Raw genomic sequence first — 15,734 nt, 5'->3', positions numbered from 1 at the left:
CAGTAAACTCTAAATTTAAAGCTATGGCAATTCTAAATGATGGCCCAAATGGGCCGATTCGAGGTAAATTTGGTAGCGTGTTCGCCTATGTGTTGAACGGACAGAATATTGTACGTGGTGCCCGTAAACCACGGACGACTCCACCGAGTCAGGCGGAATTACTGAATCGAAAGAAAACTAAGGTCACCAATGATTTTCTGACTTATTTGTTCCCGATCGTGAAGTATGGATATAAGAATTTGTTGATAGATCACCCCACACAAAATGCGGCTAATCTAGCGCAATCCCACGTGAGGAAAGATTGCATTGCTATCGATGCCAATAATGAACCCTATGTGAGAGCGGAATTGTTCAAACCGTTTAGAGGGACTTTATTTACGCCAGAGAACGCAGAAATGCAACTGATGGATGATCATCTGCATATCACATGGACACCGCCCGATGTGAATAATCTAGAGGAGTGGGTCAAACTGAATGTGGTAATAGTGAATGTAGAAGTGTTGGCCGACATGAGAGTTGCCATCGTGCCCGCCCGTTTAGGAGAGTATCGCTTACAATCAGGATTACTTAATTGTTGCGGTAAGGGACTGCATGTGTATATAGGCTTCGAAAATAGTTATACTGGGCAAATGTCCGATTCTGTTTATCTCGGAAAGCTAGATTGAGAGTAGAAATCATTGGCAAAGAAATCTTACTTTGGTCTGTAGTGATACACAATCTCGTACTTTTCGTGTTTGTACTTCTCGGCTAATTCACCAATATTTAAGCTTTGTCCCTGAGGAGTAGGTTCGCAGATGGAAAAATATTGTCCTTCGTAGGCTATGGACTCCCCAATTTTTTGTTCAAACTGTACGGCCATCGTAATGTGGGTGGGGTATAGTATGGCAATCATGGGAAGGTTATAGATTTCTTTGACCAAGAAAAAGAACAAGGCCGCTCTGTCGTCGCAGTCGCTGTAATTGTTCATCAGTGTCTGTTCAGGAGATAGACGTTTTTCTATACCAAAGTTGATATCATCATTCTCGTATAAGAAAGCGTATCTGGTAAAACGCATAAGGTAGTCAACCCCTCCTTTTGTGTCCATTCCTTTAATATTCTCCTTGAGTACAGGAATCAAGGATTGATAGGTCACTTGAGTGAGTGGAATATTAAAATAAGTCTCGAAATCTACTCCAGGGTAGTTCTTAAAAATCCCGGCGACGTGGTCATTGACTTTGATGTCAAATTCATAGACTTTGTCCTGATATTGAAAGTTGACATTCTTAACCGCATAGGACTCATCTTTGAATTCGGGCATTTGCGCTATTTTGTAACTGAAGTCGCCTTCTGCGCCAGGGATGGTAATTGCTACAGGACGATAGACATCGGAGCGTTTGAATAACTTGCCATAATCATGGTAGTTAAGGCAGGTAAACTGCTGTCCATCGATAATAAAAAAAGGAATATCCGAGATATCCTCTTTGTTTTTGATGTAGAATATCACTTGGTCATCGCCGACCGCTAGGCGGGCATCGTACCCCGATTTGTTCATCAGGTACCATTTATAGAGCGTGTAGCGATGGTAGTTCTCGGCTTTAGGGCTTATTGCTTCCGATACCTGTCGGATAAGCTGGTAGTAAAGCCAGTCATTAAGGTTATTTTCCGCTTTAAATGCTGTTAATTGTTCTATAAGCGGTGTATATTCCCTTGATTCGATGTCCTTGTAAAAGTGTAAAATAGACTGTTCGTCGGTTTTTCCCTGGATTTGAATCTGAGGAGTATGAGATTTGTCGAAAACAAACGGTTTTTTAAAAAAGTCGATGGTATCCAATTGCTGTCCCCACAACGGAGCTGTACAGGTCAGACCTATACAGATTAAGAGGATATATCGGATACAAAGTCTCATTTTATTAACATTCGCTTAATATAAAGTTAATAAAAAAATAATGTTATTTTTCTTATCTTGACTTATTTAGGTTCAATAGGCGGTGTATCGTCCAGTTTTTTTATGAGAAAGATTATTCTATTCATGCTGTTTAGCATAAGCGTTAGCTGGGCTCGTGCCCAGACTTCAAATTCCAAAGCTTTTATGGAGGCTTTTAAACCACATCTGGGTAAGTATTATGAGGGTACGATCGTAGCAGGTGGAAAGGAAGGGGATGGTTTTACCGGAGAGCGATTGCTGATGGAGGTTATGAGCTGGGATGAGCGGGAGGTAAAGGTTCCGTTTTATGTAGGTGAAGACAAGTCCCGTACCTGGATTTTTAGTTGGAGTAATAATCGGGTGGAACTAAAGCACGACCATGGAAAGTCGGATGGTACAGCAGATAAGGTGACTTTTTACGGAGGTACTGCCCCCAATGAGGGAACCCCGAATATGCAGATGTTTCCAGCCGACGCAGAGACAGAGCAACTTATCGATTACGCAGCCTATAATGTATGGTGGGTGACTATTGATGCGGACAAATTTACCTACAATCTGCGACGAATCGGATCGGATCGGTTATTTTCGGTGGAGTTTGATCTAACCAAACCTATTGTGTCGAATTTCAAACCTTGGAGATAGGTTTTTGATTCTAATTCCATATCTTTGCAGGGATGGATAATTTCATTGTTTCAGCCCGTAAATATCGCCCAGCGACCTTCGACTCCGTTGTAGGACAGTTGCATATTACAAATACGCTAAAGAATGCGATTCATAGTAATCAGCTTGCGCAAGCGTTTTTGTTCTGTGGACCTAGAGGAGTGGGGAAGACGACCTGTGCCCGTATATTGGCTAAGACAATAAATTGTGAGAATATCTCCTCAAGTACCGAAGCTTGTGGAGAATGTGAAAGCTGTAAATCTTTTGCGGGAGGTGCTTCATTCAGTATTCATGAATTGGATGCGGCATCGAACAACTCTGTCGACGATATCCGTAGCCTGATCGATCAGGTACGTATACCCCCACAGACCGGCAAGTATAAGATTTACATTATTGATGAGGTGCATATGTTGTCTCAAGCAGCTTTTAACGCCTTTTTGAAGACGTTGGAGGAGCCGCCTTCCTATGCGATATTCATATTAGCGACCACAGAAAAACATAAGATTCTACCTACGATTTTGTCGCGTTGTCAGATATTTGACTTTAACCGTATCCGGGTAGAAGATATGTCCAATCATTTAGCATCAATAGCGAAAAAAGAAGACATAACGTTTGAGATAGATGGCTTGCATGTCATCGCTCAGAAGGCTGATGGTGGTCTCCGCGATGCACTGTCTATGTTTGATCAGATTGTAAGTTTTTCGAATCGGAATCTTACCTATCAGGCCGTTATTGAGAACTTGAATATTCTTGACTATGATTATTACTTCAATCTGGTCGAAGCGATAAAAAAAGAAGATGCTGCAGAGGCCTTATTAATTTTAGATAATGTACTGAACAGAGGCTTCGATGGGGGGCATTTTATTGCAGGTCTATCAGGGCATTTGAGAAATCTGTTGATCACAAAGGAACCTAAAACATTAAAACTGTTGGAGGTTAGTGAGAATGTTAAGAAGCGATACCTTGAGCAATCTTCATCCTTGAGTTCAGGTCTTCTGCTGTCGGCCTTGAATATTGCAAATCAATGTGAAATAAGCTATAAAACCAGTAAGAATCAAAGGCTTCAGGTCGAATTGGCATTATTGAAGATGTGCCACATAGCTGCAGCAATACAGCTTGGAATAAATGGTGTATCAACTCAGGTTGATCAAAAAAAAAAACTACCTAGTTCCGTAACAACACCCACTCCACCTCCTGCTGCGGCGGCAAAGACTGAACCTTCTGAACCTGTAGTCACCAAGGTTGAACCTCCCAAAGTGACCGCTACGCCTACAAAGCCTGTTGTAGAGGAAAAAAAGAGCTTCTCTTCGGGGAAAGGATGGGGAAGTTTTAAGTCTGCTGTCGACGTACCTAACTTGAACACGGTATTTGAAGAAAAGGCGGTAGAAGAGGAACAGGAGAATGATCTGGTACAGGGAACAGAATTTAGAGAGGTGACTTTTAATTCCTTCATCGGAAAGTGGAACGAATTAGCCGAGAAGATGAAAGCAAGTAATCGTATTACCATATATACGATCATGACTGCCAACCCACCGAGACTGCAAGGGAATATTATTGAAATTGATGTTGAAAATGCCATTCAGAGCGATCAGCTACGGGAAGGTAAAATCGATATGCTCAACTATCTTCGCCCAGCGTTACAGAACTTTTCTTTAGATATGCAGACCGTTCAATTGGAACAGGCCGTCATCCGTAAAGCCTATACCTCGCAAGAGAAGTATCAGGCAATGGCTTCCAAAAACCCTGCTCTAGAAGTGTTGAGAAAGACTTTTAATCTAGGTCTTAGTTAGTAGTATTCTTGCCATTCGATTTGAATGGTTTTTAATTTTTAATTTTGGTTTTTAACCGAGCTTTTGCGAGCTCATCTTCAGATAATTTAAAACATGCAAAATAATTTCCAACGTCATGATAGAGGCGAAAAAAGAGAAAGTAATCAAATGGTTTTTGGTATTCGTGCCGTAATTGAAGCTATTGACAGTGGGAAAGAAATAGAGTCGCTTTTTATACAGCGTGGTATCAGTGGGAGCCTCTTCTTGGAACTCAAGTCATTGCTAAAAGAGCATGGTTTAAGTTATCAACAGGTGCCTATTGAAAAACTGAATAGGATTACCAGAAAAAATCATCAAGGAGTTATTGCAGTTATCTCGCCTATCATCTATCAACATATCGAAGATCTATTACCATCCATTTATGAAAAGGGAGAAACTCCTTTGCTGTTAATGTTAGATGGTGTTACTGATGTCCGTAATATGGGTGCGATAGCGCGTACCGCAGAATGTGCCGGCGTACACGCGATTATTGTTCCGAAAAAAGGTTCTGCCGAGATTAATCCGGATGCGATAAAAACATCTGCAGGAGCATTGTACAAGATACCGGTGTGTAGGGAAGATTCCTTGGGTAAAACTGGCCGTTTTCTTATTGAGTCTGGAATACAGCTGGTCGTGAGCACAGAAAAAACACAAGATTCCGTATATGATGTGGATTATAGTGGACCTACCTGTATTATAATGGGGGCCGAGGATGTCGGAGTATCGGATGATTTAATTCGCATCTCGGACAAGTTGGCCAAAATACCGATGTATGGAGAGATAGGTTCGTTAAATGTTTCTGTCTCTGCAGGCGTTGTGATATACGAAGCAATACGTCAGCGGGCGTTGGGTAGTTAGTAGGTTAGAGAGTTAAGGGGTTGTAGGGGTTATAACTGTTATAACCTTTGTAACTTTATAACCATTAAAAAAGGAAATGTTAAAGAGAAAACTGGAGCGCGAATTTAGAAAGTACCGCTATGTGATGTATCGCGAGACACTGATTGACCATCGTGAGCATTTCTGGTCTTTTTTAGGAGCATTTGTTGGTATTGGCATCATTGCTTTCATACAGTCTATGCATTTGCCGTCTCTCGAAAATGTATTTTTAATAGGTTCCTTTGGTGCCTCGAGCGTACTTGTCTACGGAGCAATACAGAGCCCTTTGGCACAACCCCGGAATCTGATAGGTGGGCACGTGGTATCGGCATTAGTTGGTGTTACTGTAGCTACTTTTGTACCGGATATAATCTGGCTTACGGCGCCACTTGCAGTTGCCTTTTCTATTGTCTTTATGCAGATTACGCGTACCCTGCATCCTCCAGGGGGAGCTACGGCATTGATTGCGGTGTCTGGTGGCACAAAAATAGCGGCTTTAGGTTATTGGTATGTGCTTAGTCCTGTTTTTACAGGAGCATTGATCCTATTTCTGGTTGCTCTATTGTTCAATAATATTACCAAAAATAGGCATTACCCGGTTAAGAGCTCTAGGTTACGACGATCTAGGAGAGATTACCTGAAAAAGAGATTTAATAAGTAAAAAAAAACATCCGCCAATTTTGACGGATGTTTTTTTATGTAAGCTTTTCGACTAGTATTTACTTTTCGATTCGCGACGTTTGCCAGAGAAGTCACGGAATCCGCCACCGCTGTTTCCACCGCGATCACCTCTTCCGCCACCGTAACCGCCACTACTACGACGATCACCACCACGGTCTCTTCTTTCGCCACCACCGTAGCCACCGCCATTACGACGCTCGCCACCGCGCTCTCCGCCTCTTGAACGACCACCTCTATCGGAACGGCCACTATCTCCAGAAACTTCGATACGTACCTGACGTCCGTTGAAATCAACAGCTTTAAAACCTTCGAAAACTTTGTTTACTTCCTCATCCTGAACTTCAAAGAAAGTAAATACGCCTTTCATATCAATCTTACCAATTGATTTTCCAGATATTTTAGCGTTGTTGCAGATGAATCCTAACATGTCTCCACGAGAAAATTCGTCTACTGCTCCAAGGTTCATGAATAGACGCGTGTATCCTTTTGATCCAGCACGTGATCCACGTTCGCCACGATCTCTACCGTCTCTACTCTCTCTACCATCACCACGGGCATCAATGTTCAAATCAGGAGCATTATTGTAATACTCTAAGAATCTATTGAACTCTAAAGATGCAAATCTTTTTACAATCTCTTCTTTTGATAAAGATTCAAAGCCTTCCATAATCTGAGGTAAGAAAGGATTGATTTGATCCTCGTTTACTTCTACATTCTGTACTTTGTTGATGATTGTTAAAAGTTGTTTTTCTACAACTTCAGGCCCCTGAGGTACTTGTTTACGCTCAAAAGTTTTTCCGATTACTTTTTCAAGTTGACGGATCTTGCTTTGCTCTTTAATGTTAATTAAAGAAATAGAGATACCTGTCTTTCCTGCACGTGCTGTACGACCTGAACGGTGCGTATAGTTTTCGATTTCGTCAGGCAAAGAGAAGTTGATAACGTGTGTAATGTTATTAACATCAATACCACGGGCAGCAACGTCAGTAGCAATTAGCAACTGTAAGCTGCGGTCGCGGTAACGCTTCATCACTTTGTCACGCTGTTGTTGAGACAAATCTCCGTGTAGTGAATCGGCATTATAACCATCCTTAATCAAAGCCTCTGCAATTTCTTGCGTTTCAATCTTGGTACGACAGAAGACGATACCGAAGATGTCTGGGTTAGAGTCTACAATACGTTTGAAAGCAGCGTATTTATCTCTAGCTTTGATCAAATAGTATTGGTGGTCAATGTTTGCATTACCTGTGTTTTTGGTTCCTACAGTCATCTCTACAGGATCTGTCATGTAGTTTTTCGCTATACGACGTACTTCTGTAGGCATAGTTGCAGAGAATAACCATGTTTTTTTGTCATCTGGTGTCTCCGACAAAATGTTGTTAATGTCTTCTTTGAAGCCCATGTTCAACATTTCATCAGCTTCATCCAATACAACATATTTTACTTGTGAAAAATCAATTGCATTTCTGCCGATGATATCCAACATACGACCTGGAGTCGCTACTACAATTTGCACACCACGTCTGATTTGACGCAATTGATCCGAGATGTTAGCACCTCCATATACAGCTACAACATGTACGTTGTCGATGTACTTCGCAAATTTTTCTAAATCCTTTGAGATTTGTAAACAGAGCTCACGCGTTGGGCAAAGTACTAAAGCTTGAGGCTGTTTTTGAGAAAAGTCTAATTGCTCTAATAATGGTAGACCAAATGCCGCTGTCTTACCTGTGCCGGTTTGGGCTAATCCGACAAAATCGTCGTTGCCAGTCAATAAAACAGGAATGGCTTTTTCCTGAATTTCAGATGGTTTTTCGAAACCTAATTCTGAGATGGCATTAACAACTTCCTCACGGATTCCCAGTTCTAAAAATGGGTTCATGAAATAAATTATACAATAGGCACTATTGCCTAAGGCGCTGCAAAGGTACAACTAATATTTAACAATTCCTATAGTGTAAGCGATTGATTTTGAATAGGCTGAAGTTTTTATTGTCAGAAAGTGTTATTGGGGAGCTATTTGAAGAAAAACGCTAATCCTTAGTTGGATATAGCAATTTTTTTTTTAGGTTTGGATTACGTTAACTAATCTAACTAAATTATGTGGTATAAAAAATCTATAGCCAAGCTTGTGTCTGAGGCCGAGCAAAGTGGAGAGGGGACCTTAAAGCGCACCTTATCTAGTTCAGGCCTGATTGCTTTGGGGGTAGGTGCGATTATCGGGGCCGGACTATTTTCATTGACGGGTATTGCCGCGGCAGAGAATGCCGGCCCGGCAGTTATGCTTTCTTTTATTATTGCAGCCGTGGGCTGTGCCTTTGCAGGACTCTGTTATGCCGAATTTGCTTCCATGATACCCGTGGCAGGTAGTGCGTACACGTATTCTTATGCGACCATGGGTGAGTTTATGGCCTGGATTATCGGTTGGGATCTCGTATTGGAATATGCGCTGGCGGGGGCGACCGTAGCAGCGAGCTGGTCGCAGTATTTTAACGAACTACTTAAGATATTTGGAACATCACTGCCGAATGAGCTGTTGTACTCGCCTTGGGTGGAACATCATCTCGCTGACGGAACCGTTTTCTCAGGTGGTATAGTTAATCTTCCTGCAATCATTATTGTCTGCCTTTTATCGTTGCTCCTGATTCGTGGTACGCAGGAGTCTTCTTTTGTAAATAATATATTGGTTGTTCTAAAAGTGGCGGTAGTTGTTCTCTTTATTGCTTTAGGATGGCAATTTATCAATCCTGCAAACCACACTCCATTTATTCCTGTAAATGAAGGAGAGGAACTGCTCCGAGAAGGGAAAATAGGCGTATTTGATTTCTTTAAAGAAGGGTATTTCGGTCATTTTGGAATATCAGGTGTATTACGGGCAGCAGGAGTGCTTTTCTTTGCATTCGTAGGTTTTGATGCAGTTAGTACAGCTGCTCAGGAGGCTATCAACCCGAAAAAAGGGATGCCTATCGGTATTATAGGGTCGCTGGTAATCTGTACGATATTGTATGTGCTGTTTTCGTATGTCATGACCGGATTGGCGCATTATTCTGACTTTAAGGGGGATGCCAAGCCGGTGGCTACGGCCTTTGCAAAGACGGGGTATACGTTCCTGAACACAGCAATGATTGTAACCATTATCGCCGGATACACCTCCGTTATTCTAGTGATGTTGTTGGGACAGAGTCGAGTTTTCTATTCTATGAGTAAAGATGGCCTTTTGCCTAAAGTGTTTTCAGATCTATCCAAAAGACAGACTCCATGGAAGACTAACCTTATTTTTATGGTTTTTGTAAGCTTGTTTGCAGGATTTGTTCCAGTGGCTGAGCTTGGACATATGGTCAGTATCGGTACGTTGTTTGCTTTCACCTTGGTGTGCATCGGTGTGATTGTGATGCGTAAACGCAATCCGGATGTCGAACGGCCCTTCAAAACGCCACTTGTTCCGTTGATTCCTATTTTAGGTATTATCGTCTGTGTGTTGATGATGGCATCTTTGCCTCTGGAGAGTTGGGAGCGTTTGGGAATCTGGATGCTGATTGGTGTGGCAGTGTACTTTATGTACGGAAAGAAACATTCTCTATTGCGAAAGGAAATAGAATCTGGAAAAGAATAAATAAAAAGGGAGCTTATTTAAGCTCCCTTTTTGTTTATATATGTTTTACTGCTTAGAATAATAAGAATTCTACACGACGGTTTTGTTGACGTCCTTCAGCTGTCGCGTTTGTAGCGATTGGCTGATTAGGGCCGTAACCAACAGCTTCTATACGTGAAGCGTTAGCGCCTTTAGATACTAAGTAAGCTTTTACAGACTCTGCACGTTCTTTAGAAAGACGTAAGTTTGTTTGTAGAGAACCTGTGTTGTCAGTGTGTCCAGCTAGTTTTAAGCTGAAGTTTTTCTCGATCAATAAAGATGCTACACGGTTTAAAGAAGCGTGGGAAGTAGAGCGGATGGTTGCTTTACCTAAGTCAAACTCTAAGTTTTTGATCGCTTCGTCTACTACTTTTTTATCTTCTTCAGTAACGATGATTTTCTCGATTACTTTAGTTTCGTTTTTCATTTCAGGTAGTGGACATCCAGCACCGTCTACTTTTACACCAGCTGGCGTATTTGGACATTTGTCAAACTTGTTAGCAACACCATCACCATCATCATCTCTTAAGTCTGCTGAAATCTCATCCAATTTTAGCTTTAACTGCGAGTTAGAAGCTACTAAGGCATCACGCTCTGCTTTTATCGCATCGTATTTTCTGTTTGCATCATTTACCAGGTTGGCTACTGGGTTGCTGTGTGCTAAGTAAGGTTTTTCTCTGCTTCCTAAAGCAATCTCAATACCTGCATGGATGTAGGTGAATAAATCTTCTTTTATAGAACCAGATTCGATACCGTTAAATTTCTTGTTAGCCCAGTTTAACTGGTAACCTAGGTCAAGACTGATGCCTTGTGCTACAGCAAACTTCAATCCTGCGTCCATTGGTACGTAGAATTTTGTTTTAGAATCTGCGGTGTTGCTTACTGAACCAGAGAAGGTAGTTGTTTCATAGTTCAAAGCACCGATACCGATTGCAGCATAAGGTTTGATGATGTTATTTAAGAACATCCAGTCCGTATTCGCCATTGTCCACTCCGCAGAAAGGGCCGCAGACCAAGGTGTTTTTGTTTCAAACTTAGAAATCTGGTTGCCCGTAGCGTTTTCGTTAGTGCCACCTACCTTTCCGCCAAGGTATTGCGCTTTCAAACCGAAAGATGGGGAGATATGTTTTTTGATGTACACACTGTACCCAACATTGTTGTCCATTTTGTCAAAGCCTTCACGGTTGAAATTGAAGAGATTGGTTTGGTTTAAAAGACCTGCATTAACACCTACCGACCAAGTTCTGTACGAAGTTGATGGTGCAAATGGAGTAGTACCTGAATCGTTTGTGCTTTGTGCATAAGACGCTGTACTGATTAGCCCAGCTGCTACAGCTAGCGAAAGATTACGTAGAGATTTAATTTTCATATTTATTTTTTAAAAAAATGATTGGGCAAAACTATTGCCAAAAAGGTATTATTCCCTAATTAAGTTTGGTGAAAACATAATATTGTGGAGCGAAAACTACACCAATATTTTTGCTTTTTAAATTTATGCATTGGACCGTGCGAAAAATTTAGGAATCTGAATCTGGTAGGCCATTTTCTTAACGATATTTTCTTCGACAATTTTACGTAAGAAACCTTTTTTGCTCTTAGTTACTAATAGTACATCGAGTAACTCGTCAGCAATAACCGAGTCAATGGCTGAAGAGATGTCCTCTTTGTATTGGATTAAAAAGGCCTGCGTCTTAATGATGTAAGATATGTCATCGATTCCGGTCTCGGCAATGATGCGCGTTATGAATTCCGCAAATTTGCTGTCTAATGCCTGTATTGTTTCATCGGTTGTATTGATGTGTATCAGGACGAGTTCGAAGTCTTCGGTATACAGCGCTGTCGCTTGTTTGAGGACGTCTATCTCTCCATCTTTGAAATTACACAATAGTCCAATTTTTTCCGATTTATAGGGTTTGTCGCTGAATGGAATAGCCAGTACCGGGGTTTGTGTGTTTTGGAAAACATCAAACATGTTGGATCCAATTAGTAAGGAATCTAAGCCTGATGAGCCTTTTGTTCCCATGATGATCGCATCATAGGATTCTACAGCTACAAGTTTTCCTATTTCCTCAAAGAGGTTTCCGTCGCCAAAGACTCTGCTTACCGCGATTTCAGGATTTGCTTTTTTGAGGTCAGCTATCAGTTTATCCATTTCATCTTTTGCCTTGGCTACACGAGGATCTAATAGGTCTGTGTTTTCAATGGAATTGCGGTACACATTGATATGATCTGTAAATACATGAACCAATACTAAGTCATGTTTGGCCGTTTTAGAGAGCTGTAAAGCATATTCTATGGCCTTATTGGAATATTGGGAAAAGTCAACGGGGATAAGTAATTTCTTCGCCATGATCGGTGCGTATTTAATTGTTGTCAAAAAAAGTGGGACGCTCTAGGTCTAATACAATCTCTTTGGAGACGGATGGAGAGAATAGTCGTTCAAAGAATGATTTTCTCGTTTTAGTGACCACCATCATATCATAGTTGTTCTCTTTGATAATATGATTGATAACTTCAGGAATGCTATCTAGATTTTCATCTTCGATATGGATAGGTTCAGCGATGCGCTGTACCTCTTCTATGCCATTTAGATTTTTTATATTAAACGACCAGGTGTCGAGATGTTCTGCTATTTCAGAGGCGTCTTTGGAGTCTCTATACACGTGGATAGTGTCTAGATGTGGAATGGGGGATACTAACCTTAGGTAGGCTTTTAGTGTGTCTAGTTCTTCTGCTTTGAAGTTGGTCAATATACCCACTTTTTGGGAAGAGAATTTTTTTGTGGTACTGGGAACAGCGATAACAGGAACTTTGGCTTTGGTGGTGATACTACTGGTATTGCTTCCCCAGACAACAGATTTTCCTTTTCCGGTACCGGTGGTCCCCATCACAATCATGGCATATGCCGGCGCTACGGCTACGGAAGGAAGTACTTCATATAGAAGCCCACTCGTACACGTTGTTTCAAAGGATACCGTAGGGTATTCCTTTTGAAGGTTTTCTTTGAGATCCAGTATAAGCATGTCTGCCTTTAATAACGGAATATTCGTGTCTTTGTTTGCTTTTTCCTCATCAAAAAGTGCTGAATTGGAGGTGTAGCAATGAAAAAGATGAATGGTATAGTTGTTTTGGCGGGCCAGCTCACAAGCGTATCGCGTTGCCGTTAATGCATTGTCTGAAAAGTCAGTAGGTACTATTATTTTTTGTGTCATGTTTCTCTAAATATCTACATCGAAAGATGGAATAAATCTACTACTATTTATTGACTTTTTAATGATTTCGGTTAGTTTTAAGCGTGATTCTAGTCACTTTTACGAAGGGTAGGGCACAGTATAAGCTGTTATTGTCTTCGTTCTTTGGTCGATTCTATCTGTAAGTGCGCTATAGACACTGTCCAGTAGGTAGATGCTTAAAAAATCAATTGTATTAGCGGCCTATTTTGAGTAAATTTGGCACTTTATAAAATAAAGTTACAATGGTGACAACAGTTAGGACGGTTATGAAACATACCTTCTCACTTACATCACTTTTATAGCTTCTATAACTTTAAAATAAATTTCATGACCAGTAGAGAAATACGCGAAGCGTTTTTAGATTTTTTCAAGAGTAAATCACATCATATCGTACCTTCAGCACCCGTAGTGGTGAAAAATGACCCTACATTAATGTTTACTAATGCGGGGATGAATCAATTTAAAGATTTGTTTTTAGGAGAGGCTGCGGTTAAATATTCGCGAATTGCTGATACGCAACGTTGTTTGCGTGTGTCTGGTAAGCATAATGATTTGGAAGAAGTAGGTATCGATACCTATCACCATACCCTATTCGAAATGTTGGGGAATTGGTCTTTTGGAGATTATTTTAAGAAAGAAGCTATCGCATGGGCTTGGGAATTATTTACCGAGGTCTATAAACTCGACAAAGATAGATTGTATGTAACCATTTTTGAGGGGGATGATGCTGAAGGATTGGTGCGTGATCAGGAAGCATATGATTTTTGGAAGGAGTTTATCGCTGAGGACCGTATTTTATTGGGGAATAAGAAAGATAATTTCTGGGAGATGGGAGATATGGGACCTTGTGGACCTTGTTCAGAAATCCATTATGATATGCGTACCGATGAGGAGCGTACCGCACAGAAGGGGCAGGAGTTGGTCAATGCTGACCACCCTCAGGTCATCGAGGTGTGGAACTTGGTATTTATGCAGTTCAATAGGTTGAAGAACGGTAGCTTAGAACCACTGCCTGCTAAACATGTGGACACGGGGATGGGATTTGAGCGTTTAGTGCGTGCAATACAGGGTAAAACTTCAAACTATGACACGGACGTGTTCCAACCATTGATTGCCTATATCGCTCAAAAATCAGGAATCCAATATGGAGCCGCAGAGAAAACTGACATCGCTATGCGCGTACTTTCGGATCATATCCGTGCCGTATCTTTTGCAATTGCTGATGGACAACTGCCTTCAAATAATAAAGCAGGATATGTAATCCGCCGTATCTTAAGACGTGCTGTTCGTTATGCGTATACCTTCCTTGACTTTAAGCAGCCTTTCTTTCATGAATTGGTGCCTGTTTTGGCCGCACAGTTTAAAGGGGTGTTTGATGAGCTTTATCAACAGCAGGACTTTGTAGAAAAAGTCGTTTTAGAAGAGGAGATTTCCTTTTTGAGAACATTGACTACAGGAATACAGCGATTTGAGAACTATGTCGAGGGTAACCAACTTATTGATGGAGACTTTGCTTTTGAATTGTTCGATACGTATGGCTTCCCAATAGATTTGACGGAGTTGTTGGCAAGAGAGAAGGGCCTGACGGTAGATATGGATGCTTTTGACCGGGCTTTGCTGGCTCAAAAGGAACGCTCGAGAGCGGCAACCACAACAGATACTGGAGATTGGGTAATTGTTGGTGAAGGTGATGAAGTGGAGTTTGTAGGTTATGATGCATTGACCGCTACAACCCATATTCAAAAGTACCGTAAGGTAAGCGCAAAAGGGAAGGACCAATACCAATTGGTACTGACTGTTACGCCTTTTTATGCAGAAGGTGGAGGTCAGGTCGGTGATTCGGGACTGTTAGTCTCCGAACGCGGCGAGAAAATAGTAGTGACAGATACCAAAAAAGAAAATGGACTTATTGTTCATTTCGTGAATGAATTGCCTGAAGAAATTGACGCTAGCTTTGAAGCTACTGTTGATGTCGCAAAACGTATCGATACAGAAAGCAATCACTCTGCGACACATTTGCTACATGCGGCCTTGAAAGAGGTGCTGGGTGAGCATGTGAATCAGAAAGGTTCGTTGGTATCTGCAGATATTCTACGGTTTGATATTTCTCATTTTGCTAAAATGACTTATGAAGAAATCAAGGCTGTCGAGGATATCGTTAATGCTAAAATCCGTGCTAATATCCCATTGAAAGAAGAAAGACAAGTGCCTTATCAGCAGGCTGTCGATTCGGGGGTGACGGCTCTTTTTGGAGAGAAATACGGAGATTATGTTCGTGTGATCACCTTTGATGATAAGTATTCCAAAGAGCTTTGTGGTGGTACTCACGTAAAGGCAACGGGGCAGATCGGATTTTTTAAGATTGTTGCTGAGTCAGCTGTAGCAGCAGGGGTGCGACGGATTGAAGCTATAACGGGAACAAAGGCTGCTGCTGTTATTAGAGAGCATTTCGAGCTGTTCCAGCATATGAAAGAAATTCTGAATAACCCGAAAGATTTCGTTTCTGCGGTTACAAAGATTATGGATGAGAATGGTTCGTTGAAGAAAGAAATCGATAATTTCTTAAAGGAACGTTCGTTGTCATTGAAGAATGAGTTGAACGAGAAGATGGAAGTCGTGAATGGAGTTAACTTCCTCGCCACTGTAGTGGATCTGCCAAGTGCTGATGCGGTGAAAACACTTGCTTATGCCTTGAAAGGCGCGATGAATAATCTGTTCTTGGTCTTAGGAGCAAATATAGACGGTAAGCCTAGTTTAACGGTTGTCGTCTCTGAAGAGTTGGTGAAAGAGCGTGGCCTAAATGCCGGAAATATAGTGCGTGACTTGGCCAAAGATATCCAAGGTGGAGGCGGTGGGCAGCCTTTCTTCGCGACTGCGGGAGGTAAAGATGCAAGTGGTCTAGAGAAGGCTATAGCACGATCAAAGAATTTTTTAACATAGTA

General features: G+C 41.4%; 12 protein-coding genes. 7 read left to right on the top strand and 5 right to left on the bottom strand.

Annotated elements, in window-relative coordinates; translation table 11 throughout:
* The first annotated feature begins 23 nt into the window (after positions 1-23).
* Complete coding sequence (locus JKG64_RS10600) at positions 24-665, top strand: hypothetical protein (protein ID WP_210354231.1); 642 nt, start codon at positions 24-26, stop codon at positions 663-665.
* Positions 666-691: 26 nt separating this feature from the next.
* On the opposite strand, the gene JKG64_RS10595 is transcribed toward JKG64_RS10600, so the two are convergent.
* On the bottom strand, positions 692-1,885 hold the full coding sequence (locus JKG64_RS10595; RefSeq protein WP_210354230.1) for a hypothetical protein: 1,194 nt from the start codon (positions 1,883-1,885) through the stop codon (positions 692-694).
* 102 nt (positions 1,886-1,987) lie between these two features.
* Between JKG64_RS10595 and JKG64_RS10590 the strand changes: the two genes are divergently transcribed.
* The 4 genes from JKG64_RS10590 to JKG64_RS10575 all read left to right on the top strand — a co-directional run bounded on the left by JKG64_RS10590 (position 1,988) and on the right by JKG64_RS10575 (position 5,908).
* A complete protein-coding gene (locus tag JKG64_RS10590; RefSeq protein ID WP_210354229.1) occupies positions 1,988-2,545 on the top strand; it encodes a hypothetical protein in 558 nt (185 codons plus the stop codon).
* Positions 2,546-2,577: 32 nt separating this feature from the next.
* On the top strand, positions 2,578-4,353 hold the full coding sequence (locus tag JKG64_RS10585) for a DNA polymerase III subunit gamma/tau (protein ID WP_210354228.1): 1,776 nt from the start codon (positions 2,578-2,580) through the stop codon (positions 4,351-4,353).
* A 93-nt stretch (positions 4,354-4,446) separates the two neighbouring features.
* Positions 4,447-5,229, top strand: coding sequence for a 23S rRNA (guanosine(2251)-2'-O)-methyltransferase RlmB (gene rlmB, locus JKG64_RS10580; RefSeq protein WP_210354227.1), 783 nt, complete (start codon positions 4,447-4,449; stop codon positions 5,227-5,229).
* A 76-nt stretch (positions 5,230-5,305) separates the two neighbouring features.
* Positions 5,306-5,908, top strand: a complete 603-nt coding sequence (locus JKG64_RS10575) for an HPP family protein (RefSeq protein ID WP_210354226.1) — start codon at positions 5,306-5,308, stop codon at positions 5,906-5,908.
* A 51-nt stretch (positions 5,909-5,959) separates the two neighbouring features.
* Here JKG64_RS10575 and JKG64_RS10570 read toward each other — a convergent pair whose 3' ends face one another.
* Entirely contained in the window at positions 5,960-7,810 is a 1,851-nt protein-coding gene (locus JKG64_RS10570) for a DEAD/DEAH box helicase (protein ID WP_210354225.1), read from the bottom strand.
* A 219-nt stretch (positions 7,811-8,029) separates the two neighbouring features.
* Between JKG64_RS10570 and JKG64_RS10565 the strand changes: the two genes are divergently transcribed.
* Positions 8,030-9,541 carry an amino acid permease gene (locus JKG64_RS10565; RefSeq protein WP_210354224.1) on the top strand — a complete coding sequence of 504 codons (1,512 nt, stop codon included), beginning with the start codon at positions 8,030-8,032 and terminating at the stop codon, positions 9,539-9,541.
* Positions 9,542-9,593: 52 nt separating this feature from the next.
* Here JKG64_RS10565 and JKG64_RS10560 read toward each other — a convergent pair whose 3' ends face one another.
* The 3 genes from JKG64_RS10560 to JKG64_RS10550 all read right to left on the bottom strand — a co-directional run bounded on the left by JKG64_RS10560 (position 9,594) and on the right by JKG64_RS10550 (position 12,771).
* Positions 9,594-10,928 carry an OmpA family protein gene (locus JKG64_RS10560; protein WP_210354223.1) on the bottom strand — a complete coding sequence of 445 codons (1,335 nt, stop codon included), beginning with the start codon at positions 10,926-10,928 and terminating at the stop codon, positions 9,594-9,596.
* 123 nt (positions 10,929-11,051) lie between these two features.
* A complete protein-coding gene (locus JKG64_RS10555) occupies positions 11,052-11,909 on the bottom strand; it encodes a universal stress protein (protein ID WP_210354222.1) in 858 nt (285 codons plus the stop codon).
* A gap of 13 nt (positions 11,910-11,922) precedes the next feature.
* The gene (locus tag JKG64_RS10550) at positions 11,923-12,771 is read right to left on the bottom strand and encodes a universal stress protein (RefSeq protein ID WP_210354221.1); all 849 of its coding nucleotides are present in this window, start codon (positions 12,769-12,771) and stop codon (positions 11,923-11,925) included.
* 348 nt (positions 12,772-13,119) lie between these two features.
* Between JKG64_RS10550 and alaS the strand changes: the two genes are divergently transcribed.
* Positions 13,120-15,732 carry an alanine--tRNA ligase gene (gene alaS, locus JKG64_RS10545; RefSeq protein ID WP_210354220.1) on the top strand — a complete coding sequence of 871 codons (2,613 nt, stop codon included), beginning with the start codon at positions 13,120-13,122 and terminating at the stop codon, positions 15,730-15,732.
* Positions 15,733-15,734: the final 2 nt, after the last annotated feature.

The sequence above is a fragment of the Sphingobacterium tabacisoli genome (assembly GCF_017908035.1).
Taxonomy (GTDB): domain Bacteria; phylum Bacteroidota; class Bacteroidia; order Sphingobacteriales; family Sphingobacteriaceae; genus Sphingobacterium; species Sphingobacterium tabacisoli.
The sequence above is the reverse complement of the archived record's forward strand: the minus strand, read 5'-3'. Positions and strand labels throughout refer to the sequence as shown.